Annotated in this window: 23 protein-coding genes; 4 read left to right on the plus strand and 19 right to left on the minus strand. The window is 53.0% G+C overall.

The genetic code is table 11. The features are described from left to right. Window positions 1–124: 124 nt before the first annotated feature. From malZ to phoB, 5 genes are all read right to left on the minus strand, one after another. The gene (malZ, locus tag AB182_RS19950; RefSeq protein ID WP_047371613.1) at window positions 125–1,942 is read right to left on the minus strand and encodes a maltodextrin glucosidase; all 1,818 of its coding nucleotides are present in this window, start codon (window positions 1,940–1,942) and stop codon (window positions 125–127) included. A 252-nt stretch (window positions 1,943–2,194) separates the two neighbouring features. Then, window positions 2,195–3,547, minus strand: a complete 1,353-nt coding sequence (gene proY, locus AB182_RS19955) for a proline-specific permease ProY (RefSeq protein ID WP_047371614.1) — start codon at window positions 3,545–3,547, stop codon at window positions 2,195–2,197. A gap of 79 nt (window positions 3,548–3,626) precedes the next feature. Next, entirely contained in the window at window positions 3,627–4,946 is a 1,320-nt protein-coding gene (gene brnQ / locus AB182_RS19960; protein ID WP_047371615.1) for a branched-chain amino acid transporter carrier protein BrnQ, read from the minus strand. A 408-nt stretch (window positions 4,947–5,354) separates the two neighbouring features. Then, a complete protein-coding gene (gene phoR / locus AB182_RS19965; protein ID WP_047371616.1) occupies window positions 5,355–6,650 on the minus strand; it encodes a phosphate regulon sensor histidine kinase PhoR in 1,296 nt (431 codons plus the stop codon). Window positions 6,651–6,671: 21 nt separating this feature from the next. Then, entirely contained in the window at window positions 6,672–7,361 is a 690-nt protein-coding gene (gene phoB / locus AB182_RS19970) for a phosphate response regulator transcription factor PhoB (protein ID WP_041852545.1), read from the minus strand. A 195-nt stretch (window positions 7,362–7,556) separates the two neighbouring features. Here phoB and sbcD point away from each other — a divergent pair, with 195 nt between their 5' ends. Both sbcD and sbcC read left to right on the plus strand, forming a co-directional pair. After that, on the plus strand, window positions 7,557–8,759 hold the full coding sequence (sbcD, locus tag AB182_RS19975; protein ID WP_047371617.1) for an exonuclease subunit SbcD: 1,203 nt from the start codon (window positions 7,557–7,559) through the stop codon (window positions 8,757–8,759). Then, a complete protein-coding gene (gene sbcC, locus AB182_RS19980) occupies window positions 8,756–11,902 on the plus strand; it encodes an exonuclease subunit SbcC (protein WP_047371618.1) in 3,147 nt (1,048 codons plus the stop codon). Before sbcD ends, sbcC begins: the two co-directional genes overlap by 4 nt. Window positions 11,903–11,954: 52 nt before the next feature. On the opposite strand, the gene AB182_RS32375 is transcribed toward sbcC, so the two are convergent. Further along, window positions 11,955–13,202, minus strand: coding sequence for a hypothetical protein (locus tag AB182_RS32375; protein WP_139153718.1), 1,248 nt, complete (start codon window positions 13,200–13,202; stop codon window positions 11,955–11,957). A 407-nt stretch (window positions 13,203–13,609) separates the two neighbouring features. Beyond that, the gene (mak, locus tag AB182_RS19995) at window positions 13,610–14,515 is read right to left on the minus strand and encodes a fructokinase (RefSeq protein ID WP_047371621.1); all 906 of its coding nucleotides are present in this window, start codon (window positions 14,513–14,515) and stop codon (window positions 13,610–13,612) included. A gap of 99 nt (window positions 14,516–14,614) precedes the next feature. On the opposite strand from mak, the gene rdgC reads away from it, so the two are divergent. Beyond that, a complete protein-coding gene (rdgC, locus tag AB182_RS20000; protein WP_047371622.1) occupies window positions 14,615–15,526 on the plus strand; it encodes a recombination-associated protein RdgC in 912 nt (303 codons plus the stop codon). Window positions 15,527–15,580: 54 nt separating this feature from the next. On the opposite strand, the gene ppnP is transcribed toward rdgC, so the two are convergent. The 5 genes from ppnP to AB182_RS20025 form a co-directional block, all read right to left on the minus strand. Next, window positions 15,581–15,865, minus strand: a complete 285-nt coding sequence (gene ppnP / locus AB182_RS20005) for a pyrimidine/purine nucleoside phosphorylase (protein WP_047371623.1) — start codon at window positions 15,863–15,865, stop codon at window positions 15,581–15,583. A gap of 89 nt (window positions 15,866–15,954) precedes the next feature. Next, the gene (locus AB182_RS20010; RefSeq protein WP_047371624.1) at window positions 15,955–16,632 is read right to left on the minus strand and encodes an AroM family protein; all 678 of its coding nucleotides are present in this window, start codon (window positions 16,630–16,632) and stop codon (window positions 15,955–15,957) included. Between the two features lie 196 nt (window positions 16,633–16,828). Then, on the minus strand, window positions 16,829–17,020 hold the full coding sequence (gene yaiA, locus AB182_RS20015; RefSeq protein ID WP_041852552.1) for a protein YaiA: 192 nt from the start codon (window positions 17,018–17,020) through the stop codon (window positions 16,829–16,831). A 50-nt stretch (window positions 17,021–17,070) separates the two neighbouring features. Then, window positions 17,071–17,595: a shikimate kinase AroL gene (gene aroL / locus AB182_RS20020; protein WP_047371625.1), complete on the minus strand. Its 525-nt coding sequence runs from the start codon at window positions 17,593–17,595 to the stop codon at window positions 17,071–17,073. Window positions 17,596–17,864: 269 nt separating this feature from the next. After that, window positions 17,865–18,329 carry a YaiI/YqxD family protein gene (locus AB182_RS20025; protein ID WP_047371626.1) on the minus strand — a complete coding sequence of 155 codons (465 nt, stop codon included), beginning with the start codon at window positions 18,327–18,329 and terminating at the stop codon, window positions 17,865–17,867. Window positions 18,330–18,467: 138 nt separating this feature from the next. Here AB182_RS20025 and proC point away from each other — a divergent pair, with 138 nt between their 5' ends. Beyond that, window positions 18,468–19,274 (plus strand): pyrroline-5-carboxylate reductase, encoded by an 807-nt coding sequence (gene proC / locus AB182_RS20030; protein ID WP_047371627.1) that lies wholly within the window; start codon window positions 18,468–18,470, stop codon window positions 19,272–19,274. Between the two features lie 42 nt (window positions 19,275–19,316). On the opposite strand, the gene AB182_RS20035 is transcribed toward proC, so the two are convergent. From AB182_RS20035 to AB182_RS20065, 7 genes are all read right to left on the minus strand, one after another. Further along, a complete protein-coding gene (locus AB182_RS20035; RefSeq protein WP_047371628.1) occupies window positions 19,317–20,840 on the minus strand; it encodes an FAD-dependent oxidoreductase in 1,524 nt (507 codons plus the stop codon). 140 nt (window positions 20,841–20,980) lie between these two features. Next, complete coding sequence (gene adrA / locus AB182_RS20040) at window positions 20,981–22,093, minus strand: diguanylate cyclase AdrA (RefSeq protein WP_047371629.1); 1,113 nt, start codon at window positions 22,091–22,093, stop codon at window positions 20,981–20,983. 90 nt (window positions 22,094–22,183) lie between these two features. Continuing rightward, window positions 22,184–22,504 carry a phosphate starvation-inducible protein PsiF gene (gene psiF / locus AB182_RS20045; RefSeq protein ID WP_047371630.1) on the minus strand — a complete coding sequence of 107 codons (321 nt, stop codon included), beginning with the start codon at window positions 22,502–22,504 and terminating at the stop codon, window positions 22,184–22,186. Window positions 22,505–22,596: 92 nt separating this feature from the next. After that, window positions 22,597–23,979 carry an alkaline phosphatase gene (gene phoA, locus AB182_RS20050; RefSeq protein WP_263406551.1) on the minus strand — a complete coding sequence of 461 codons (1,383 nt, stop codon included), beginning with the start codon at window positions 23,977–23,979 and terminating at the stop codon, window positions 22,597–22,599. A gap of 136 nt (window positions 23,980–24,115) precedes the next feature. Continuing rightward, on the minus strand, window positions 24,116–24,376 hold the full coding sequence (gene iraP, locus AB182_RS20055; RefSeq protein WP_047371632.1) for an anti-adapter protein IraP: 261 nt from the start codon (window positions 24,374–24,376) through the stop codon (window positions 24,116–24,118). Between the two features lie 257 nt (window positions 24,377–24,633). Then, complete coding sequence (locus AB182_RS20060; RefSeq protein WP_047373381.1) at window positions 24,634–25,824, minus strand: multidrug efflux MFS transporter; 1,191 nt, start codon at window positions 25,822–25,824, stop codon at window positions 24,634–24,636. A gap of 170 nt (window positions 25,825–25,994) precedes the next feature. Further along, window positions 25,995–26,678: an extensin-like domain-containing protein gene (locus tag AB182_RS20065; RefSeq protein ID WP_047371633.1), complete on the minus strand. Its 684-nt coding sequence runs from the start codon at window positions 26,676–26,678 to the stop codon at window positions 25,995–25,997. Window positions 26,679–26,750 lie beyond the last annotated feature (72 nt).

A 26,750-nucleotide genomic window follows, 5' to 3' on the forward strand; every position in this document is an offset into this window, starting at 1 on the left:
CAAACAAAATATATTTATAAATCAAATACTACCAAATTAATAAGAAAAAACGTAAACTACAAATAAAATATAATCTATTAAAACACGGACGTAATTACTTACGCCCGTTTTAATAAAGGTAAAATTAGTTCCCCTGCCATACTGATGCAGAGATTGCCGGTAACGATAGCACCCCGTCCTGTAATGCGCCCTTGCCCTCTTTGTTATGCCAGACTTTAACATCCAGTAACGGCGACGCCGGCAGGACAACTTCGCAGGGTTCACCACGGTTAACAGCCACCAGCACCCGTTCTTGCTGATACAGACGCAAGAATATCACCACATTCTCTTCGGCGTAGATAACGTGGCATCCACCATAACAGAGCGCCCGACTACGTTTGCGCAAACGGGACATCCGCTGATAGAGCGCCAGCAGTTCCGTGTCCTGTTTTGCTTTGTCCCATGGGAAAGGTTTGCGACAGAAGGGATCGTTGGCGCCGTCCAGCCCAACTTCGTCACCATAATAAATGCAGGGCACGCCGGGCCAGGTAAACAGCCAAATCACCGCCAGCGGCAACCTGACCACATCTTTCCCCAACACCGTTTTAAAACGCGGCGTGTCGTGGCTATCCAGTTGGTTGAACATGCGCAACTGCTGTTGATGCGAAAGCCCGGCGCGGTAATTATCCATCCACGCCATGCAGGTTTGCGCATCAATCCGCTGCGGATCCATTGAAATATCGGTATTCGCCAGAAATGCCCATACCGGGAAGGTAAAACCACGGTAGTTCATGGCCGCGTCTTCCACGTCCGCCTGTAACCACTGGCGCGCATCGCCGAAATGTTCACCGACGATATAGGCCTCAGGCAGCGTCTCTTTGGCGGCTTTGGTTATCCCGGCGACATGTTGCAGGTTATTGCGCGCACCTCCCCCTTCACCCAACATATGCACCACATCCAGCCGCCAGCCATCCATATTCCAGGGCGCCTTCAGCCAGTGACGAACCACACTGTCTTCACCTTCGTACATCTCTTCCACCAGCGTATGTGCCTGGTAGTCCAGCTTTGGCAGGCTTGGGTAGCCCAGCCAGTCGCGTGCGCGGCCATTCTCATCAAAACTGTACCATTCGCGCCATTCGGAAGTGGGGTTATGGCAGGCACCTGTGGTGCCGCGGTTGTGCCGGTCAAACCAGGCATGTGAATCACCGCTGTGATTAAAAACCCCGTCCAGCACCAGACGCATCCCCATGTGGTGTGTATTACGACGTAGACGAAACAGCGCCTGATCGCCGCCAAAACGCGCGTCAACGTGACGATAATCTTCCGTGTCGTATTTATGCACGCTGGGGGCGACAAAGACCGGGTTAAGATAGAGTGCAGTCACGCCCAGTTCACGCAGATAAGGCAGCTTTTCGCTGATACCGTCCAGCGTACCGCCGTAAAAAGTCGAACCGCCGGCTTCTGCGCTTAAGGGTTCATCCCAGTCGCGCAGCACGATCTCCTGGCCTGCGGCGTGGTGATAGTAAACGTTGTCCTGCTGATCGGCATGTTGTTCGCTGCGGGCAAAACGATCGGGGAAGATCTGATAGAACACCTGTTCCGCCACCCACTGCGGTCCATTGTCAGGGTAATCGACGGCGAATTGCTCCAGCCGCGCAGGAGGAAACTGACTAAACCCTTGCGGCGTAAACCACAGCTGGCGGTCATCCCACAGCAGCTTAAAGCTATAACGTCGCCGCGGCTGCCCGCTTTCCAGCGAGACGGCCGCACGCCACGCCGTCACGCCAGGTTTTGGCGCCAGGCGGACCCGCCGCATCGGTATCGCCGTCTCTTCATTGTCTATCTCGGTCCGTAACGTGACACGAGATGGGGGCTTACTTCCGGTTAGCCAGAGTGTAATGACCAGTTGATCTTTGTTCTGTTTTACAAACGGCGCGACAGGCAGATGCCAGGCTTGCAACATCGACTTTCCCCTATGTCAAAAATGACCTCACTCTTGCACAAATCTAGTCTTACCAGCTCATCTTTTCTGCTTTTTTAGGGGGTTGAGAGCCGGGGCGCAGATGAAATGTCAGCGCGCGACGGGTGGCGACCAGCGCTGTCGTGAGGGTGATAAATAGCGTGTCGGGACGCGAACCGGAAACGGGGCGGCGAAGGGTATGGAAAGGGGGGAGGTCGTTGCCCGCCAGCAAGACGCTAGCGGGCGTAACCGGATCTACGCCTTCTGGCGCTTAAACATCCAGCCAATGAGCAGCAGTACAATCCACGCAAAGCCCACATACAGCGAAATACGCGTGTCCGGGTGCCAGCCAATCAGCGCAATAATAAAGACCAGGAAAACCAGGCCGACCACGGTAGTGGCGACACCGCCCGGCACTTTGAATTTCAGGGCATTCACTTCCTGCGGCGACAAACGGCGGCGGAAAGCGATTTGCGACAGCAGGATCATGATCCACACCCATACGGTGGCGAACGTCGCCAGCGAGGCAATCACCAGGAAGACGTTTTCCGGCATGATGTAATTGAGGTAAACCGCAAACAGCAGCGCGATCGTCATCACCATGACGGTGACCCACGGAATGCCGCGACGGGACGTTTTGGCAAACACTTTGGGCGCACTGCCCTGCTCCGCCATACCGTGCAACATACGCCCCACGCCAAACACATCGGAGTTAATCGCCGACAGTGAGGCCGTCAGGACGACAAAGTTAAGAATACTGGCCGCGAAGGTAATCCCCATATGCTGGAAAGTCAGCACGAACGGGCTGCCGTCGGTCCCCACCTGGTTCCACGGGTAGATAGACATAATGACAAACAGCGTCCCTACGTAGAACACCAGAATGCGCATCGGCACCGAGTTGATTGCGCGTGGAATGGACTTCTCCGGGTCTTTCGCTTCCCCGGCGGTGATGCCGATGATTTCAATACCGCCATAGGCGAACATCACCATTTGCAGCGACATCACCATTCCCAGCCAGCCGTTACTAAAGTAACCGCCGTTGCTCCACAGGTTACTGATACCGGTAGGCTGACCGCCGTTGCCAATCCCCCAGATGATAATGCCAAAACCCGCGACAATCATGATGATGATGGTGGCGACTTTGAAGAAGGAGAACCAGAATTCCAGTTCGCCAAAGACCTTCACGCTCATCAGATTGATGGCACAGATGATCAGCACCACGCTGAGCACCCAGATCCAGTGCGGTACGGCGGGAAACCAGACGCCCATATAAATGCCAAAGGCCGTCACATCGGCAATCGCCACAATCAGGATTTCGAAACAATAGGTCCAGCCGGTGATATAACCAGCCAAGGGCCCGAGGTTTTCCTGCGCGTAACGGGAAAATGAACTGGCGGACGGGTTGTGCACTGACATCTCGCCCAGCGCGCGCATGATGATATACGCCGCCACCCCACCGATGATATAGGCCAGCAATACACTTGGCCCGGCCATTTTGATGGCATCGGCGGAACCGTAAAACAACCCGGTGCCAATCGCCGACCCCAGGGCCATAAAGCGAATGTGCCGGGTACTAAGACCTCGCTTTAGCTTGTTCGTACTTTCCATGGTTTCCTGTTCCAGGATGTAAAAAAAACAAAAAACCACGGGATTTAACGTCCCGTGGTTAGTAAACCTTATTATGCAATCAATGGGCGCTGGATGTCACCTGACGCCCGGCGGCACGATCCCAGCACACTGCCAGAACCACCATTACCACTGTCGGCATCAACCAGGCCAGCCCCTGCTCCGCCAGCGGCAGACGCTGAGTCCAGGCCGGGAGCATATCGCTAAACGCAGACGCTTTGATACCGTCCAGCACGCCAAAGGCCAAACTGATAAACATCGCTGGCGCAATCACGCGGGTCGAATTGTGCCACCAGGAGCGCGTGAAGCTTAACACCACAAGTGCGATACACGGCGGATAAATCATTGTCAGCACTGGAATAGAAATTTGAATCAGATGGCTCAGCCCCAGATTCGACACCGCCATGGAGAAGATGCCCAGGATAAACACCAGCGCCCGATAAGAGAGCGGCAGATACTGCGAGAAGAACTCTGCACAAGCGCAGGTCAGGCCCACTGCCGTTACCAGGCAGGCGATAAAAATCAGCGCAGCCAGCAGGAGACTGCCTGCACCACCAAAGGTATGGGCAACATAGGCATGCAAAATCGCCGCGCCATTGGCTGACTGATCCACCAGCGTCGAGCTATCGGAACCCAGACGGAACAGCGCCAGATACAACAGCGTCAGGCCAACGCCGGCCATCAGGCCAGCCCAGACGGTATAGCGGGTCAGTAAGCGGGCTTCCGTTACGCCGCGTGAACGCGCCGCATTAACGATAACGATACCAAACACCATCGCGCCCAGCGTATCCATGGTGAGATAGCCATTCACAAAACCGTTCGAGAATGCTGCATGCTGATAAGCATCCATGGCATGGCTAATCGGACCGGCTGGCCAGATGATGGCAGCAACGGAAAGAATGATCAGCGCGATGATTTTCAGCGGCGCGAGAAAATTCCCGACGGTATCCAGCAACTTGCCAGGGTAGAGCGACACCAGAATAACCAGCGCAAAGTAGATAATGCTATAAATCAGCAACGGCAGTGAGCCTTCACCGGTCAGCGGCGCAATCCCCACCTCAAACGATACCGTCGCGGTACGCGGCGTGGCAAATAGCGGCCCCACCGCCAGATAGCAAACGGTGGCCAGCAGTACACCCGCGACTTTACCAATCGGAGTACTGAGGCTATCAACCCCACCGCCCACTTTCGCCAGCGCGACGACGGTCAGAACCGGCAGCCCCACAGCGGTAATCAGAAAGCCAATTGAGGCGGTCCAGACGTGCTCGCCCGCCTGCAAACCAACCATCGGGGGGAAAATGATATTTCCGGCGCCGACGAACAACGCGAAAGTCATAAAGCCCAGAGCAACAATGTCTCGTGGTTTTAAATGATGGGTCATAAACGTTTACTGCCTGTGGATGTGATGTTGTAAATGTTGAAATTTTCGCCTTATTTCAGCGGAACATTAGGGCGGAAATAACCTTAAAACGTAGCGGGAAACACTTCCCACATTGCGTGACGGAGAATAGTTTTTCGATTTACCACGCAAATACAGTCGGTCTGACGACATACGGGGCGCAATTTAAACGCTTATAACGTTTAAAGGCAATAAGGGATCGCAAAACCAGATGGTTATACCAACTCTACAATAAATGCCAGATGAAGATACTGTATATAAGAAAAACGGATGGCTAATCATGCGAACAAAAAATAGCCAGAGACATAATTTGTTTGAAGATTCGGGGAAAACGAAGAGAGAAAAGCGGGTCAATGACAGAAGTGGAAAGAAAAGCTGACACCTGAGGTGTCAGCTTGCGTTCTTCGCGACGAGACGTGCAGGTAAGGTAAAGCTGAAACGGGTGCCTTTGCCCGGCGTACTGTCGATCTCAAGCTTACTTTCGTGATGGTTAAGCGCGTGTTTTACGATAGCCAACCCCAGACCACTGCCGCCGGTTTGCCGCGAACGCGCTTTATCGACCCGGTAAAAGCGCTCTGTCAGGCGAGGAATATGTTCAGGTCCAATGCCCGGCCCATTATCGTCAACGATAAACTGCGCGCCAGAGGCCGCACGCTGCCAGCGCACGGTAATGTGCGTGCCCGCTGGCGTATGGTTGACGGCGTTATAGACCAGATTCGAAATCGCGCTGCGTAGCTGATCCTCATTACCCAGCACTTTCAGGCCATTGTCGACGATGAATTCAAGCTCATGCTTCTTTTGGCTTAACGTCTGCGCCTCGCGCTCGACGACACGCAACATCATCGGCACATCAATAATCTCATTCGGCGGTAAAGTCGGCGCCGCTTCTATTTTGGAGAGTGTCAGTAACTGTTTGACCAGGCCTTCCATTCGCGATGTCTGCTCACGCATGGTGTGCAGCGCCTTATCACGCGGTGGCCCTTCCAGCGTCTGCTCCTGCATCATTTCCAGGTAGCCCTGCAATACCGTCAGTGGTGTGCGTAGCTCGTGGCTGACGTTAGCAAAAAAGTTACGCCGCGCCCCTTCAAGCTGATGCATTTGCGTCACATCACGCGCCACCATCAATAACTGCTGCTCGCTGTAGGGCATTACGCGGATCTCCAGGTGGCGACCACTGTTAAGCACCAGATTAAGCGGGCGGGCGAAATCTTTCGTTTTAAGGTAGCGGGTAAATTCCGGATAACGCAGCAGGTTGAGAATGTTTTGTCCGTTATCGTCCGGCCAGCGTAGATTCAATAATTGCTGCGCCAGGCCATTACACCAGAAAATAGCACCCTCTTCGGTGGTCATCACTAACGCATCAGGTAACGACTCCGCGCCGCTACGAAAACGTTTGATCAGATTACCCAGCTCGCGACGACGTTTTTTGTTACGCATCTGCATCTGATGCAGACCATAAAGTAGCGGTTCCCAGCTTCCCGTCCCCGGGGGGGGAGTCATACTTTTATCGACCCACAACCACCAGGAAAGACGCATTAAATTCCAGAAATGCCAGGCCAGTAACCCGGTGACTGCCGCCAGTAAAAACCAGGGCAGATAACCAAAAAAAGCGCCGAGCAGCGCAGCAGGTAGACAACAAAGGATGAGTTCGAGTACCAGCCTTTTCCATGACAGCCGTTCCAGCACGCGTCACACTCCTTTCAGATTTTAGAAACGGGTCGAGAAACGATAACCCGTGCCGCGAACGGTTTGAACCATACGATCGTGGCCGCTGTGTTCCAGCGCTTTACGCAGACGGCGAATATGAACATCCACCGTGCGGTCTTCAACATACACATTCGTTCCCCAGACATGATTCAGCAGCTGTTCGCGGCTGTACACACGCTCAGGATGGGTCATAAAGAAATGCAATAGCTTAAACTCAGTCGGCCCCATGTCCAGAGGATTTTCCCCGGTCATCACACGGTGAGAGCTTGGGTCAAGGCTCAGGCCCTGCATTTCAATGACTTCTTCTACCGCCATCGGGGAGATACGGCGCATGACGGCTTTAATGCGTGCCACCAGCTCCTTGGGCGAAAACGGCTTCGTAATATAATCGTCCGCGCCTGTCTCAAGCCCGCGCACACGATCTTCTTCTTCGCCACGAGCGGTCAACATCATCACCGGGATATCCCGGGTCATCGCTTCACGCTTGAGATGTTTAATGAACTGAATACCTGAGCCACCTGGCAGCATCCAGTCGAGCAAAATCAGGTCAGGCCAGGGTTCATTAAGTTGGTTCACCGCGCTGTCATAATCTTCCGCTTCGACAGGTTGAAAGCCGTTTTGTTCGAGCACGAAGCACACCATCTCACGGATTGGCGCTTCGTCTTCTACGACCAGAATGCGTCTTGCCATAATTTGCCCTGTTTAATTTGAGTCATCAGCTAAATGCGGCGCCATTATGCGTCACTTTTGTGACAGATTTATGAAACAAATGACCAACAGGTGACTCAAGCCTTTGTTTTATGACAGTGGGGAATTGTTTCACTGGCGGCTCGTGTGCCCCTGAATGTTATAATCGCGTTCACGCTTTTTTGCCACGGAACCGCTATGCGCATTCTCCATACTTCGGACTGGCACCTGGGTCAGAACTTCTACAGTAAAAGCCGCGCCGCTGAACACGACGCCTTTCTCACCTGGCTACTGGAAACCGCAGAAGAACACCAGGTCGATGCCATTATTGTTGCTGGCGACATCTTTGATACCGGCTCCCCGCCCAGCTATGCGCGCGAGCTGTATAACCGCTTTGTAGTGAAATTACAGCAAACGGGGTGTCATCTGGTGGTGCTGGCGGGGAACCATGATTCCGTCGCCACGCTGAATGAATCGAAAGATATCCTCGCCTGGCTAAAGACCACCGTTGTCGCCAGCGCAGGCCACGCGCCTTTTTATTTACCGTTGCGTGATGGCTCGCCCGGCGCGATTTTCTGCCCGGTGCCTTTTTTACGTCCGCGCGACATCGTGACCAGCCAGGCGGGTCGCTCCGGGCAAGAAAAACAGCAACATTTGCTCGAAGCCATCACCCATTACTATCAGCAACAGTATAAGGCCGCCTGCGAATTACGCGGTGACAGCATGCTGCCAATCATCGCCAGCGGGCATCTGACCACCGTCGGTGCCAGTAAAAGTGACGCCGTACGTGACATCTATATCGGTACGCTGGATGCCTTCCCTGCGCAAAATTTTCCGCCTGCGGATTACATCGCGCTTGGGCATATTCACCGTCCGCAAAAGCCTGGCGGACAAGAGCATATCCGCTACTGCGGCTCACCGATCGCACTGAGCTTCGACGAAACCGGTAACAGCAAATATGTCAATCTGGTGACATTTTCAGCAGGGAAACTGGCGGATGTGACAGCGCTGGAAGTCCCTGTTACGCAGCAACTGGCGGTTATAAAGGGCGATCTTGCGTCGATTCGTCGGCAACTTGAGCAGTGGCGAGGCGGCCCAACGGATGCCCCCGTCTGGCTGGATATTGAGATCGCGACCGAGGATTATCTGAGTGACATGCAGCGAAAAATTCAGGCACTCACCGCCGATCTGCCGGTCGAGGTGTTATTGGTTCGCCGCAGTCGCGAACAGCGGGAGCGCATCCTCGCGGGGGAGCGTCGCGAAACCCTGAGCGAGTTAAAAGTAGAAGAGGTTTTCGCGCGTCGCCTGGCACAGGAGGAGCTTGATGACGTCCAGACTGCCCGCCTGCAGTCACTCTTTTCCGAAACGCTCCACTCGCTCAATCAGGAGCATGACGCATGAAAATCCTCAGCCTACGCCTGAAAAACCTTAATTCATTAAAAGGCGAGTGGAAGATTGATTTCACCGCTGAACCTTTTGCCAGTAACGGCCTGTTCGCCATCACCGGCCCCACCGGCGCCGGGAAAACGACCCTGCTGGATGCCATCTGCCTGGCGCTCTACCACGAGACACCACGCCTGAATACCGTTTCGCAGTCGCAGAATGATCTGATGACCCGCGACACCGCCGATTGCCTGGCAGAAGTTGAATTTGAAGTTAAAGAGGTCGCTTATCGCGCATTCTGGAGCCAGAGCCGTGCGCGTAATCAGCCGGACGGCAATTTACAGGTCCCTCGTGTCGAGCTGGCCCGCTGTGCGGACGGCAAGATCCTCGCCGACAAAGTGAAAGATAAACTGGAGCTCACCGCTGCCTTAACCGGGCTCGATTATGGCCGTTTCACCCGTTCCATGTTGCTCTCCCAGGGGCAATTCGCTGCGTTCCTCAATGCCAAACCGAAAGAACGCGCAGAACTGCTCGAAGAGCTGACCGGCACCGAAATCTATGGGCAGATTTCCGCCAATGTGTTTGAAAAACATAAAGTTGCCAAAATCGAGCTGGAGAAACTGCAGGCGCAGGCCGAAGGCGTCGTGCTACTTACCGATGCGCAGCGGGAATCCCTGAATGCAAGTGTGCAGGCGCTCACTGACGAAGAACAGCGCCTGTCAGACGGGCAGCGCAGGGTGCAGGCGCAACTGAACTGGCTGATTCGCAGCGGTGAACTGCAAACCACCTGCGACCAGGCACAAAAAACCTGGCAGCGGGCACAGCAGGCACGTACCGCCGCCGAAGCACAACTGGCGCGGCTTGCACGGGTGCAACCCGCCCTGCTACTGCGGCCTGTCTGGGAACGGTTGCAGGAGCAACACAAAGCACAGGACAGCCGTCTTCGCCAGAATGAAGAAGTGAATACTCGCTTACAGGCGAGCCTGGCGTTACGGGCACAGATTCGCGCCAGCGCCGCACGCCAGCATCAGGAATTGATGGCGTCGCAAAAAACGCTCTCACAGTGGCTTGAAGACAACAAACGCTTCCAGCGCTGGCAGACCGAGTTAACCGGCTGGCGGGCGATGCTAAGCCAGCAGGAAGATGACAAAAAGCCGTGGCATGCGCTGCAGGAACGCATTCAACAAAATGAACACAAATTACGTAACCTGATGACTGTTTCGCTGGAGATGACCACCGACGAGGTTACTGCAGCGATGACGCTCTGTGCGCAGAATCGCCCGTTACGTCAGCGACTGACCGCCCTGCATGCGCGTTTTGCCCCGCTACAAAAACATCTCGCCCAGCGTCAGCAAAGCCTGAGCGAACTCAAAGCGGAGCAGGAAAAACTGACGGCCGAACTGGCGCTTAAGCGTGAGCAATATAAAGAAAAAAACCAGTTGCTGACGGATATCCGCACCCTTTGCGAGCTGGAAGACCGCATCCATAGCCTGGAAACCGAACGTGCCCGCCTGCAACCGGGTCATGCGTGCCCGCTTTGTGGTTCGACGACGCACCCGGCGATTGCTGAGTATCAGGCCATTGTCCCTGGCGTGAACCATGCCCGCCGCGATGCCCTGGATCTCGAAGTACGCCAGATAAAAGAAGATGGCGTGGCGCTCGGCGAACGTCTGAAAGGGATAAGCGAGCGTATTGAAAAAGATGACCGCGAAGCGAAATCACTTCGGGAACAGGAGCAAACGCTCACAAACGAGTGGCAGGAACTGTGCCTGGCGTTGAACATCACCCTGCGGCCGCACCATGACATCTCCAGTTGGTTGGGCGCGCAGGATGCCTACGAACATCAGCTTTATCAGCTGAGTCAGCGCTTGACATTACAAAACCAGATCAATGAGTTACGCCAGCAGATTCAGCAATACCAGCAGGCGGCAGAGGCGCGCCGGGCAAGTCTGGCTGCCATGCTGGAGCCGCTGGGGCTAACGCTGCCGCCAGAAGGTGAAGAGGCACAATGGCTGGCAGCACGCACAGCAGAAGCCGAACACTGGCAGGAAAAACAGCGTGCATTTAGCGCATTGCATGAGCAGATTGCGCTGCTGACACCGCTTCTCGATACCCTGCCGGAAGACGCTATCCCGGCAGAGATAAAAACCGTTGCCTTAGACAACTGGCGGCAGGTACATAACGATTGCGTGTCACTGCACAGCCAGTGGCAAACGCTGCAGCAGCAACTGAGGTATGAGACGGAGCGTCTGGCAGAGCTGGAAAAACAGTTTGTCGATGCGCTGGCAAACAGTGAGTTTGCCGATCAGCAGGATTTTCTCGATGCGCTGTTGAGCGACGACGAGCGCACGCGCCTGGAACAGCTTCGCCAGCGTCTCGATAGCGATGAGCAACAGGCAAAGGTACTGGTCGCCAGCGCTGAACAGGCTCTCGCAGCACACAACGCACAGCTTCCCGCCCCTCTGAGTGACGATACTGATACTGAAAAATCCCGTGAAGCGCTGGCATTGCTGGCGCGCCAGCTACGTGAAAATACCACCCGCCAGGGGGAATGCCGTCAGCAACTTAAACAAGATGCGGACAACCGCCAGCGCTTGCAGGCGCTGATGCTGGACATTGAAAGTGCGGCGCTGCGCTGCGATGACTGGGGGCATCTCAATGCGCTGATTGGCTCGAAAGAAGGGGATAAATTCCGTAAGTTCGCCCAGGGGTTAACGCTCGATAATCTGGTGTGGCTGGCCAACAATCAGTTGAACCGCCTGCACGGGCGCTATCTGCTCAAACGCAAAGTCAGCGAGGCGCTGGAGCTGGAAGTCGTCGATACCTGGCAGGCCGATGCGATACGTGATACTCGCACGCTTTCCGGCGGTGAGAGCTTCCTGGTGAGCCTGGCGCTGGCGCTGGCGCTGTCGGATTTGGTGAGCCATAAGACCCGTATCGACTCACTCTTCCTGGATGAGGGTTTCGGTACCCTGGACAGCGAAACACTGGATACCGCGCTCGATGCCCTTGATGCGCTGAATGCCAGCGGCAAAACCATTGGCGTCATCAGCCATGTGGAAGCGATGAAGGAGCGTATTCCGGTGCAGATTAAAGTCAGGAAAATTAACGGCCTGGGTTACAGCAAGCTGGATAGCGTGTTTTCGGTGCCGCACACCTAATCGGTAAATACCCCGGATGCGGCGTAAAAGCCTTATCCGGGGTATCGCTCTCTCATTCATACGCAGCGATAATTTCAACTTTACCGTCTGCCGGCCCAGGCTTTATCGGGCCGGTTGTACGAATATAGCGGGCAGACATATTAATCGTACCATCAGCCCCGACAGGCAATGCCCGTGCACCTAATCCAATATTCCCACCACTACCATCGTTAAAATTACTGTTTTTTGAACTGGCCAGGACCCGCCCATTAAACCCAAATACGACGGGACTAATGGGATTATCCGCATGTGTCTGTTCCCCGGGAGCTCCCCATGCCAACTGAATTCCGTATCCTTCTGCCCCACCAGGGGTAAGTGCAAAAATACCCTGCGTAGCGTTGATAACATTCCCATAAGGATAAATTTGTATTCTTACCGGCTTGTTGCGAGTTGCATTTTGTGCGCTACGAGAACCATCATTGGCGTCAAAAGGATTATCAGCATTCGAAACGGTACTGTTATAACCATAGGCTGCCGGGCAAGTTAAGGTAAAACGAGCATCTTTCCAGGGCGATTTACCGATGCTTGAGTGATAAGATCCCATATATACTGTGCGTGTAGTATTAGTTAATTCACATGTCCCGCTTTGGAAATTAACACTTCCTTTAATTTCGCGGCTAAGCCAGACACAAGTGCGGTTATCAATCTTTCCTTCTGACGTATTATCAGGGCAGCTCGAAATAGTATCTTCGGATGCTGTAGGGCTTAAAATCTGCATAAAAACAGGCCCTGTAAAATCAATATTTCCTGCTGGTGTAAACTCTGGCGTTTTCCACACACGTATATCAATCCATGTATCGCCCTGAAAACTACCGCTAGCTGCATGAGGCCACAAAGCATTTGGCCAGGCTGGGTACGCCGGATTAGGACTATTATGGGCATCATTAAAAGAAATGCCGATTCCTTTTACTGTTGTCGGGAAAATTTTATAACCATTAAAACTATAGATTATCCCTGAAGGATAACTCTTAACTGAATAACCAATTTTTATGCCCCGAGCGGGTGAGCAAGATTGATTCATTGCATATCGCCCTCCGGGGATACTGCGTTTTACCGTAAATAATTCGAAACAGGTTGCTGGGGTGCATTCCCCACCCGTTCCTCCGACAGAACCCGCATTTCCCGTATTCGGTGGCGTGACATTTCTTCCTGGAAAAGGAAGTTGATATATGCCACCGACCTGACTCGGTCCTGAACAAGAAAGCGCAACAGCCTGCACACCTGTTGAAAGAAATATTATGAGTACACCCCACCGATGCATCGTATGAACTCCCTTTTCTGAATCAATGACTTCGATGGGTTAAATACGCTGGTTATTTCTGCCTGTCAAAAAGCATAAATTTTTATGTTACCTCGATTTTATTTTGCAAAAAATCATTAAAGCCTGAACACTAAAGCTCGCTTAAAAAAAACATGCTGACAAAGCCACCTCCCCGCTAAAAAACCAAGAAAACAATGATGAATTCTGAAATAACAGGCACAGCCCAGCAAAAAAATTATTTTACAAAAAATATCAGAATATAATTTTTAGCGAAAATATGCTTACCAGACAAACAAGAGAAGCGATATAATTAAATTCGCCATCTAATTCTAAAAAACAATCTTATAATTGCTAATACTAAGCCCAAAATATATCCCGGCAATGTTAGTGCCGGGATAGTCATACTCTTACACCTGCGGCCACAGCCATGCCGCGCCGCGCACGCCGCTGGAATCCCCGTGCAGCGCTTTGCGGATCGGGGTTTCACACTCGCCGCCGAAAACCCAGTTTTTCACCAGATTCGGTACGGTTTTATACAACCGTTCCACATTGCTCATCCCGCCGCCGAGTACAATCACATCCGGGTCGAGAATATTCACCACATGGGCCAGCGACTTCGCCAGACGTAGCTCGTAGCGGCTTAACGCCAGCTCGGCCAGTGGATCTTGCTCTTCCACCAGGCGAATGATTTCATTGCCTTTAAGCGTATGTCCACTCAAACGCTGATAATCGGTGCCAAAGCCGGTGCCGGAGATAAAGGTTTCGATGCACCCTTGTTTGCCGCAGTAACATGGCACTTCTTCACGATAGCGCAGCTCATCCTCATCCATCCACGGTAGCGGATTATGCCCCCACTCGCCCGCCGTCCCGTTGCCGCCGATATGCGAACGACCATTGAACGCCAGTCCCGCTCCGCAGCCCGTACCGATAATTACCGCAAACACGGTCTGCGCGCCAGCCGCTGCACCATCCACTGCCTCAGAAACGGCCAGGCAGTTAGCGTCATTCGCCAGACGAACTTCCCGGTTTAAACGTTGGCTTAAATCTTTATCGAACGGCTTGCCGTTGAGCCAGGTTGAGTTGGCATTTTTTACCACGCCCGTATAAGGGGAAATAGAGCCGGGGATCCCCATACCGACGGTGCCGGTTTGCCCGGTTTCTTTCTCAGTCAACGCCACCAGCGAGGCCAGCAGATCAAGGGTTTGATGGTAATCACGCGGCGTCGGCTGACGATGGCGAAACAGCTCGTCGCCGCTATCGCTGAGCGCAATGATTTCCGTCTTTGTGCCGCCTAAATCGATACCAATACGCACATAATGCTCCTCATAGTTGGACAACGCATTCACATGCAAGCGCGGCGACAATTGGTTATCATGCCCGCTGCAATTAACGACTAGACCGTGGAAAATATCATGCTGTGGTTCAAAAATTTAATGGTTTACCGTCTCAGCCGCGATGTAGCGCTGCGGGCGGAAGAGATGGAAAAACAGCTTGTCCCACTATCGTTTACCCCGTGCGGTAGTCAGGATATGGCGAAAACCGGGTGGGTTCCACCGATGGGTTCACACAGTGACGCGCTGACCCACACTGCGAACGGTCAGATTATTATCTGCGCGCGCAAAGAAGAGAAAATTCTGCCTGCTCCGGTGATTAAACAGGCGCTGGAAGCCAAAATTTCCCGTCTTGAGGCCGACCAGGGCCGCAAGCTGAAAAAAACCGAAAAAGATTCCCTGAAAGACGAAGTTCTGCACTCGTTGCTGCCGCGTGCTTTCAGCCGTTTTAGCCAGACTATGATGTGGATTGATACCGTTAATGGTCTCATTATGGTGGACTGCGCCAGCGCGAAAAAAGCGGAAGATACGCTGGCGCTGCTGCGTAAAAGCCTGGGTTCTCTGCCGGTTGTCCCCCTTACTCTGGAAACGCCTATTGAACTGACGCTGACGGAATGGGTACGTTCCGGTACGGTGGCGCAGGGCTTCCAGCTTCTTGATGAAGCCGAGCTGAAAGCCATCCTGGAAGATGGCGGCGTCATTCGCTGTAAAAAACAAGAACTGGTCAGCGATGAGATCGCCGTGCATATCGAAGCAGGCAAAGTGGTGACCAAACTGGCGCTCGACTGGCAGCAACGCGTTCAGTTTGTTGTGTGTGATGATGGTTCGATTAAGCGCCTGAAATTTGGTGATGAGTTACGCGATCAGAACGAAGATATCGACCGCGATGATGTCGCCCAGCGCTTTGATGCCGATTTTATTCTGATGACCGGTGAACTGGCGACGCTGATCCACAGTCTGGTAGAAGGACTGGGCGGCGAAGCCCAGCGCTAAGACGAAAAACAGCAGACGCTAAAAGCAGAACGCCCGGTTAAACCGGGCGTTTTTTTACAGATAACGGCACAGATAAGACGTCGGCTCGGCTACCTGCAGATGGAATTCACTTTGTCCGGCAACATTGAACACTTCACCCGCAGAGTAAGTCTTCCATTCCGTTTCACCAGGCAGAAGAACGTGCAGAGCACCGCTAATAACCGTCATCTCTTCCGGTTGCGCGGTACCGAAGGTGTATTCGCCTTCCGCCATCACGCCCACACTGGCACGGCCAGTACTACTGCTGGTAAAACCAATCGATTTCACTTTACCGGAAAAGTATTCGTTACTTTGAAGCATGAACTGGCCCTTAAAAAAGAAAATGTGTGGAAAAACACTATAGAGGCCAGACTTCGCTCCTGTCACGCGAAATTGCAGGAAAGGATGGCTTATACCAGCAGTTCCGAGGCGAGACGCGCCACCAGAACATTAGAGAGTAGAACGGGCACATCCAATGATTTCTGGAGCAAATCTCTATGCCATTGATGAAAACCGAGGCAATCAAGCATTAATACGTCCGCACCTTGTTCAATAAGTTCTTTTCCCGCGGTTAGCAGTTCGTACTCAGTCGCCTTGTACGGATGCGCCAGGGTATATAACGGTGTCTTTTCCAGCACGCTCCATTTTCGCTGCTGCTGTTGCATCAGCTCAGGAATCGGCACGATCACCCCAACCTGATGACCGTCAACAATGGAGGCTACAAGCGGTGGAATGATGCGCTGTGGCTCGATCAGAATGGCGTTTCGCGCATTAAGCCCACAAATATCCGCGGTACTCATCAGCAAAATAACGTCGTAGCCCTGGTTATCCATCACTTCGATAACGCTTTGCAGATCACGCTCCACTTTTTGACGCGAGACCATGGCAATACTGCCATCAGACAAGCGCGTGGGGAGCGGCGTTTCACCCCGATCAACCCTGTACTCTGTCAGGGCGTCCTGAGGGTCCATTTTACCAAGCAGGCTGAAATGGGTTATCTGCTGCTCAGAAATATGCTCGATCAGCAACGGTAATATCGTTTCTACAGGCACCACACCTATGGTGAGGATCGCCATCGTTGCGCTCATTTTGTTTATCCACCTTGCAACACTGCTTTTTTGTTAATGCCTTGACGCAGTCTGAACCGACAGACAATGTCTGGTTCTTAAAAATTCCCAAATACGCCAGTAATGTCTGATTATTGACGGTCCTCATCCATCTTGCCAGGGGGAAAAATGTGATGAGGCGCCACTTATTTCATGTTTCAGAACTTTTTTAAAGCAGTCAGTTTTTATCTGGATCCTCATAGCGCTTTTTAGCATCCAGTGCTTCCTGCTCAGTGGGATGTTCGCTGATTAATGAGTCAGGTTTGGGATGATCGGCACGTAATTCGTACCAGGTGACGGTCTGCCCGGCTGTGCCTTTTTCTACAGCAACAACACGGGCTTCACGAGGATAAGGTGGTTTACCAGGCATGACGTTACCTCAATTACAGTGTCAGGCCTTAAGTATAGACAATCGTTTCGCTAGCTGGCGCGCGCCAGACGCAGAGCTGTCTGAATTTCAGCGATCACCAGGTCAAGATCTTGCGCCGCATTCACCACATGATGTGCGGCTTCGCGGTAAAGGGCTTCACGACCTGCCAGAATTTCACCCACCTCTTCGCGGACAGGTTTACCGGTCAATGTCGGACGCTGACTCTCTTTTGGATACGCTTCCAGACGCTCGACCAGCACAGAAACAGGCGCAGACAGGTAAATCACCACGCCCTGTTCGCGCATAAATTTGCGATTGTATTCACTCAGAATGATGCCGCCGCCTGTGGCGACAACACGCGCAGGGGCGGTGACAGCCTCCAGCGCTTCGGTTTCACGCGCGCGGAAACCATGCCAGCCTTCTTTGCTTACGAGCTGGGCGACGGTCATCTGCGCCTGCTCCTGCAACCAGTGGTCTGTATCGACAAACTGACAAACATGTAACTGTGATAACGCATGACCAACGGTAGTCTTACCGCAACCACGTGCGCCAATTAAAAAAATGGGTAGCGTCATGAACGGATGTTCCCTCTGATATCGCAAGGTGAAAAAAGAAAAATAAGATAACGGTAAATCACCCTGCCGGGCGTTGAGCGATCGTAAACAAATCGTTACGCGTCAAAAACAACTTGCATCCTTCCTCATAAAAACCCAGAGACGACGCCACATTTGAGTGTAAAGATTTTAATGCAACCTATGTAGCGATAACCTTACTTTAAAAGATTGTATGTTGACAAGCCCACAGGCCCGTTTAGCGTAACATATTCATATAACAGTTGATGATACTACTCATCAGCCTGGCGGTGCTGACGCTCAAGCAGCCATTTGTCCAGTTGGGCGGCAAATTGCTGGCGGTCACGCTGGGACAAGCTGTCCGGACCGCCTGTCTGGATCCCGCTGGCGCGCAGCGTATCCATAAAGTCTCTCATCGTCAGCCGTTCGCGAATCGTCGCTTCGGTGTAGCGCTCTCCGCGTGGGTTAATGGCTGCCGCGCCTTTGGCTAAGACTTCCGCCGCCAGCGGGATATCTGCCGTGATCACCAGATCGCCCGCCTCACACAGCCGTACAATTTCGTTATCTGCGACATCAAACCCCGCCGCAACGCGTACGGAACGGATAAAGCGCGATGGCGGTACGCGGATATTTTGATTCGCCACTAGCGTCAACGGCGTTTGCGTGCGATCGGCTGCACGAAACAGAATCTCTTTAATCACATTCGGACACGCGTCCGCATCAACCCAAATCGCCATTATCGCTCCTCACTCTCGTTTCGGGCATTGTCGCGTTAAATGCCCCGCTTCGCAAAGGATGACGTTAAGCTTTAGCCCTGTAAGCCTTTCCACGTTAAGCTATAACTCAGAACACTTAACAGCAGAGAGACAGACGTAATGGAGAAAAAAATCGGTTTTATCGGCTGCGGCAACATGGGCAAAGCCATTCTCGGCGGTCTGATCGCCAGCGGCCAGGTACAGCCCGGGCAGATTTGGGTCTATACCCCATCGCCGGATAAAGTCGCTGCACTGCATGATCAGTACGGCATTAACGCCGCGCAGAGCGCGCAGGAAGTGGCCCAGATAGCCGACATCGTCTTTGGTGCGGTAAAACCGAATATTATGGTCAAGGTGCTGAGCGACGTCGCATCCAGCCTGAACAAAGAGTCTCTGGTCGTATCGATTGCCGCAGGCGTCACGCTTGATCAACTGGCACGGGCGCTGGGTCACGATCGGAAAATCGTACGCACCATGCCTAATACACCGTCGCTGGTGAATGCCGGTATGACCTCCATTACGCCCAACGCCCTGGTGACGCCGGAAGATATTGCCGACGTGCTTACTATCTTCCGCTGCTTTGGCGCTGCCGAAGTGATTGCCGAACCGATGATCCATCCGGTGGTCGGTGTCAGTGGTTCCGCCCCGGCGTATGTCTTTATGTTTATCGAAGCCATGGCCGATGCCGCCGTACTGGGCGGGATGGCACGTGCGCAGGCTTATAAATTTGCCGCGCAGGCAGTGATGGGATCGGCAAAAATGGTACTCGAAACCGGCAAACATCCGGGAGAGTTGAAAGATATGGTCTGCTCACCTGGCGGTACGACCATCGAAGCGGTCAAAGTGCTTGAAGAGAAAGGCTTCCGCGCGGCTGTTATCGACGCTATTCAGGCCTGTATGGCGAAATCCGAACAGATGAGCAAATAAATCCCTGATTGCGCCGCCGGTCTGCCAGCGGCGCAATAAGCGCTACGCCAGCATCTCACTGGCCTGACGCAGAGGCATCGGCTGCTGCATTTTCACCAGCAGTTCTGCCGTTGCCGTATTTTCACCACAGCTCAGCACCGCTTTCAGCATGCCCTCTTCGCCATAGAGCACCGCAAAGCGTTTACTCTCAAACGAGCCGAGCATTTTCACACTGTCCCACTCCCGCGCATAGCCCAGATATTCAAAGCGCGTACCGAAATGGGTAGTCCAGAAAAACGGCACCCGATCAAACGCGTGATGTTCACCCAGCATATTTTTTGCCGCCAGCCGCCCCTGCTGTTGCGCCACGCGCCAGTGTTCAATCCGGCGTCTGCCTTCCGGCGCAGGATAGCTGGCGATATCGCCTACCGCCCATACACCTGGTGCGGCGCATAAGGTTTCATCCACCGTCAGGCTGCCGTCTTCTTCATGATGAAGATCATGGGCCAGATCGGTAAATGGACGAACCCCGGTGGCAAACACCACCACATGTGCAGGCAGCGTAAGGCCATTTTTCAGGCGTACCCCCTGTACATGCCCGTTGCCCTCCAGAGCCGCAGGTTCCCCGGTCACAAATTTCACGCCATTCTGCTTATGCATATTGAGAAAGTGCTGGCCCATCTCTTCACCAAACTGCGGAACAAAAGGCAATTCATGACGCGACACCACCGTCACATCGATATCCTGATTGCGTAAGGCCGCGGCCAGCTCCATGGCAATAAAGCTATTGCCGATGATCACCAGTTGATGTTCCTGCTCCACATCGCTGAGCAACTGCCGCGCCTGATGGAGATCCCGCAAAACGTGGACGCCACTCAGATGATTGCCTTCAATATCCGGACATAATGGCTGCCCGCCTGTCGCCAGCAACAGTTTGTCAAAATGGAGCGTTTGTCCGTTACTCAGGGTGAGAAAGCGCTCGCGGCTGTTGAGGTCAGCCACCTCTTCACGCAGGCTTTCAACGCCCGGCTGCTGGTAAAACGCGTCATCCAGCACATGCGGCACATCACTGATTTTCATTTTGCCCGCAGGGACAAATTTGCTCAGTGCCGTACGGTCATAGGGGGCATCTTGTTCTTTATCGATAAGGATCAAACGCCCGGCGTAGCCCGAATCACGCAGTGTGATGGCGGCAGAACTCCCGGCGGCCCCGGTTCCCAGAATAACCGTGGTCTGTTCCTGTTCACCGCGGATCAGCGGCCTGCTGGCAGGGGACATTGGCCGCGGATTGACCAGGACGCGGTTTTGCTCCAGCAACACCGGATACTGCTTAAGGCTGGTCAACGCAAGCGGCTCAAGCCATTGTCCATTTTTAATGTCGAATTCAGCTTTGTGCCATGGGCACACCAGGCGCCCTTCACAGACAGCCCCTTTTTCCAGGGGGGCGCCCGCATGGGGGCATTTACTCTGAAATGCACGCACCTGGGTTAAGGTGCGGATGAGGATCATGGCGGTACCCGCCACTTCGACTTTAACCGGCGTGTTCTCCGGTAGTGAGTTGATATCTAAGACGTATTGGTAGCTCATAACATTGCTCTCGTGTCAGTGTTGGTGATACGGACGTAACGCCAGACAGCGCACACCACGAGGAAATAAGAAGTACTCAATGTGTAATGATGACCCGTTAAGCCTGGCAGAGAATGGGCCTATAGCAACCAGCCGGGGAGTCAGGCGGCCACTTCGGTGCGATTGCGCCCGGCTTTTTTCGCTTTGTATAACGCAAGATCGGCAGATTTTAACCACTCCCGATAATGGGTCATTTCATCGGTCAATGGGGCAACCCCAACGCTGATTTGCAGCGCCAGTTGGGGAGCCGAAGGCAGGCGGAAACCGGTCAGGCGATCATGGACACGCTCCATGGCCGCAATGGCATTTTCAGGCGGCGTGCCACACATAATGACGGCGAATTCATCACCGCCAAAACGCCCAATCAGATCGCTACCGCGCAAAGTCAGTTGCAGGTGGCGGGTAATGGCAATGATCGCCTCATCACCCACATCATGTCCCCAGGTATCGTTAATGGTTTTGAAATGATCGACATCGATCAGCAGTAGTGTCGCAACCCGTTGATGACGCCGACAATTATCGAATTCATCTCGCAAAAGACTTTCCCAGTGGCGACGATTGTAAACGCCCGTCATGCCGTCACGGATGCTCATCACCTGCAGGCGACGTTTGTGCTCCTCCAGCCTCGCGGCATTACGGAAGCTCACCCAGGAAAAAAGGAGGGGATACAGCAGAAGTACCGGCACCGTCAGACAGATAATCAGAGGCGAGCTGGCAGGCGCAATAGTGATGCCGGTGAGCTGGAGAGTCACCAGACAGGAAACCGCCATCAGAACCACCCCGGCAAGGCACAGCCGTGGCCCGCCCGCGCCCATCGTGGTGATAAAAACCATCATTGCCAGCGCGATTGACGGGAGCATATTCACACCAATTAGCGCAATCCATACGCCGGACAGCACGGCATCAGCCTTTAAATTGTGGGTTTCGCTGGCGTGAGGATCGCTTGAGCGGGCCGCCAGTTGCCAGGCCAGATGCGGCCAGACGAAGCTCCATAAGGCCAACAATATCCACCATCCACCCGCAACAGGCTGTGATACCAGTACGCCCGCCAGCGGCATAAACAAGCAGGCCAGCCCTGCCGTCCGAGGCAGCCTTTCCCGCTGCGCAAACTGGAGCCCCATCGCATGGGGATCGTCGTCGTGCAGTGTGCTACGTCTTTCCTTGCCACTCTCTGATGTATAAAAGTTATTATCATTCATCATTTTTGGGAACATTCTGAAACATTTTCCCAAATTATAGAGAGGGGTCATGCGGGGAAAGTATGAAATTTCGGGTGAGTCGCGTGGCGAACTCACCCGTTTGGATTAGCCCGTTTTTTTCAGGCAGCCACGCATAAATTTGCTGCGATCTTCGCCTTTAAGCGACTGCTGCGTCGCCTGTGCGTTGCATTCGCGCATTTTTTGCTGCTGGGGACTCAGACTTTTTTGTCCGGGCTCGGTTTTGGTGTTTTTCAGGCAATCGCTCATATACCGCTTGCGGGCATCGCCGGAAAGGGTCTGCGCAGTAGCCTGTTGATTGCAGAGGGTCATACGTTGTTGTTGAGGGGTAAGGGTCTTCTCAGCGGCACTGAGTGCAGTAATAAACACCAGGCCGAACAGGAGCGTAACAAGTAACGTTATTTTCATAGCACCATCCTTCTGTAAGCCTTGCCCCTTAAGGATGGTCTGTCATGGCGAAAAAACCACCCGGCAAGAGAGATTTCCTGCCGGGCTGGCGCTTATTTCAGTCCAAGCGCGTCCTTCATGGTGAAGAACAGATCGGTCTGATCGGTCAGGCCTACGACGTTAGCCGCATGTGGGCCATAGGCTGCCAGACGAACCTGCGTACCGGTATGCTCCATCGACTCTTCCTCAGAGTTACCGTATGTGATCGCCATCACCGCACCGTCTTTGGTATTCAACAACTGACTCAGACCAGGCGCTTTGGTATCAGCCGGGATAATCTGACTGGCGTGAGCATGGTCGGCGGTAACGATGACCAGCGTGTTGCCATCTTTTTTGGCGAAGGCCAGCGCTTTTTGCACGGCTTCGTCAAGGTCTACGGTTTCACCAATCTGGCCGCACGGATTGGCAGCATGATCTTGTTTATCGATCGATGCGCCTTCTACCTGCAGGAAGAAACCTTTTTCATTTTTGCTCAGCAGATCGATCGCTTTTTCGGTCATCTGCGCCAGTGTCGGTATGCTGTCGGTACGTTTCGCATTCGGCGTGCAGGTCACCGCGGGTTTATCGATATTACCGTGCAATGAGGCTTTCGGGCCTTCCCAGCGAACCGGCATATTGCCATCAGAGAACAGACCCAGCAGGGGTTTATCCTGATTTGCTTCGGTAATGGCGGCCAGCGTCGTGGCATCCCCGACTAACTGATAACCACGCGCCTGCGCCTGCTCACGCAACGTTTTACCTTTCCAGTCACCCGCAGTTGCCGTTTCACTGAATGTCTTCGCCCCGCCGCCTAAGGTGACATCGGCACGCGCATTCAATAACTGCTCGGTAATGGAGCCTTTGCCACCTTTTTCCAGCGCATTGCTGGCACATTTTTCAGTGGTAACGCTCGGGCCGTAACATTTACGCGATGTCACATGGGAAACCAGCGCGGCAGGGGTAGCGTCCTGCAATTCAGCTGTCGAGACGTTACCGGTGGCAAGGCCGGCTGCCTTTGCCATCTCCAGTATCGTCATATGATCTTTTTCGTGAATATCGACACCCAATGCGCCGTTATACGTTTTTACGCCGGTAGACCACGCCGTTGCGGATGCCGCGGAGTCGGTCACGTAGTCGGGTTTGCCCGTTTTCTTATCCAGAGCGTAGTGGGTGTACTGGCCCGTCAGCGGTAACGCATCGATGCCTTTAAAATAACCGCCAGCCCCTTCGGCATAATTTCGTGCAGCGGTAATTTCGGAGTCGCCCATGCCATCGCCGATCAGCAGAATAATATTTTTAGCCGGTTTATCATTGAGCGAGGAACGTATTGCGTCAGTTTGATCAGCACTTAAACGACGGGCACCGCCTTGCGTCGTAATATCGCCCTTAGCGGCACGATTCTCAAGAACGATGGTAGCGGAAGTGGTATCCGCATAAATAGCAGGGGTAAACAACATAGGGAATAAGGCGACGAATAATGCGCTCTGTTTCACTTTATTTTCTCCGTGTATAAATACTTAAAAAGAAATAAAACAGAGCGACTATAGGCACCGCGCATGACAGTGAGATGACAGCGTGATTTATCTCAAAATCTCAGGTGCGCGGGTGCCTTAAAAGCTTTTTTATATACTGTTGCAGCAACTCCGTATCATGATCGGAAACGTCCGTTCCTGGATGAACATCGTCCATCGCACCTTCGATACTCTGGATAAGCGCCTGTTGCTCAGCCAGCGCCATCTGACGTAAAAGTGCAGTCACAACAATCTCCAGCGCTTCCACCTGCGCAACCAGTTCTTTGGATTCCTCTTCCTTTTCCGCGAGTTTTACCAACAGCTCTGCAATGAGATTTTTCATAGCGCTATTTCCTTATGTGATATGCGATGACGTTAGCACTCTGTTCTGTAGTTGCAAAGTGGATGCATCTATTATTTTTCGCTAAATTTTGCGCTATGTAGAGACCTAAACCGGGAAATCGAGTAACGAAACGTTTCTATGACGTAAAAGCAAATATATAGCCTATAAAAGCGAAGCGGGAGATAAATGGATTTATTTTTCTATAAAGGAAAATTATATCCAGACCGGAGCCAGAAGTTTCCGATCTGGATATTCGCTCAGCGTCGCGTTTTACGTAATGCCAGCGCGAGCTGCCAGATATTGCATAAGACTACAAGCGCCGTGGCGACAAATACCCAGCGGAATCCGGCCATCGCCGAAACGGATGCCCCCATTAGCGGCCCGACCACATTGCCTAAATACATAAACGATTGGTTATAACCAAAAATACGGCCTGTCACCTGGTCACTGGAATATTTAAGCAGCAGCGTTTGTACGGCAGGCAGCATCGCGCCATCGGCGAAGCCAAGCATAAAACGTAGAATGCCCAGTTGCAGCGGCGAGGTGACAAAGGACATGGCGAAAAATAGCACCACGGCGCAGACTAACGTTGCCATCAAAATACGCGCCGTGCCAATTCGATCGCCAAGCTTCCCCAGACGCGGCGCCGAGATAAGCGCGGAAACACCCGGTACGGCGGCAATCATCCCACTAAGGAAGGCAATATTGTTGCTGTCAGGAGTCATAGACTGGATAAACAGCGCCAGAATAGGCCCGATAGAACCATTACATAACTGGATAACCAGCGTGGTCAGAAAGAGACTTATGACCAGGCCTGGGTAAGGTAGCGAGGAAAAAACGGCCTTGCCGCTCAACCTCTGTGCCTTGCTGACCTTAGGACGCGCCCCCTCTTTAATCAAAAACAGGGTGACCAGAAAACTGACAATCAGCAGCGTCGCGGTGATTAAAAAAACGGTTCGTAAACCAAAATGGTCAGCCAGAAAGCCCCCCATTAACGGCCCGCCAATGACTCCGCTGATTTGCGCTGTTGAGAGTGTACTCAGCGCCCAACCGCTACGCTCACGAGGAGCCTGAGAGGCTACCAGCGCCATTGCATTGGGAATATAACCGGACGTGAGTCCCATGACGCCGCGTAAAATAAGCAATTGCCAGACATTTGTCGCAAAAGCCTGCAGTAAAATGGCGATTGCCATACCCAGCGAGGCGCGCAACAGCATTAATTTGCGCCCTTTTCTGTCAGCAAGGCTGCCCCAGAGTGGTGACACTATCGCGGAAACCATAAAAGTGACGCTAAAGGTCAACCCGGACCACATTGACAAAGCTTCGTGAGAAGAGACCCCTAACTGGGAGACATATAAGGGCAGGAACGGTAAGATTTGACTGATGGCAAGACCGGTGAAAAAACAGCCGAACCATACGGAAATAAGGTTAATTCTCCAGGATTCCATAAACAGCAATTATTTTTCAGTTTTTGACAAATTACGCACAGGTTAACAAGAATGGGAATAAGAATACGCGCCAGAGGTGCGATTCGTTTTTTTTTGGTTTTTTATCTTCCCTATTCCACCACAGACCACAGCCCAGAATATAAACCACACTTATTTCGGTTGTTTATGCTTTAGCGACAGAGCCCAAACCCACGCATCCCGAGATGAAAATGGTTGGCGTGCGCCGCGTTATATTCCGGCCCGAGGCTATTGCCGTAATACCCACAACTTGCGCTTAACATCGCCTGTAGCCAGGGATGCGTGTCATCGCGCGGCCAACCACGCAGTATCGTCACTTGCTGGCCGTTTGCCAGCCGAAAACCGCTAATATCCAGCGCTTCAGCAGTGGCATGTTCACTGAGCCGGGCACCGGGTCGATTATAGATATTACGGCAGGCGTAACTTCCCAGATGGTCGATGCGCGTGAGCGGACTACGCATAAATTGCTGCGTTAGCGGCCGGGCCTGTTGTTCAACAAAGAGTGCCGAACTGAGCGCCAGCGGGCAACTGGCAAGAAAACTACTGCTGAGTTTGACCGGGCCAAAATCGCGCACCCGTACCACCTCTTTCAGCGGACAGTCCCCCTGAGTATCAGCGACAGAGGTTGAGGAGATGAGTTGTTGCTGGTTCGCCTGTTGCAGCAAATCGATGCACTGCCCCGAATTGAGCCGACGTAACTTAAACTGAGTAATTCGACCTGGAGGATCAGTAAGTTGTAAGGGTGCGAAAGGGTTATAGTACGCGGGCAAATAGCGCCAGCCTACCGCCAGTCCGCCCAACAAAATAAACAAAATGATGAAGCCTTTCCCTTTCACTCATCCCCTCCATTAATCACTGCAAAACAGTATGGCAGAAGTGATATGGTATGTGCTTTCTGATTCAAGTGA

The organism is Phytobacter ursingii (assembly GCF_001022135.1).
Classification (GTDB): domain Bacteria; phylum Pseudomonadota; class Gammaproteobacteria; order Enterobacterales; family Enterobacteriaceae; genus Phytobacter; species Phytobacter ursingii.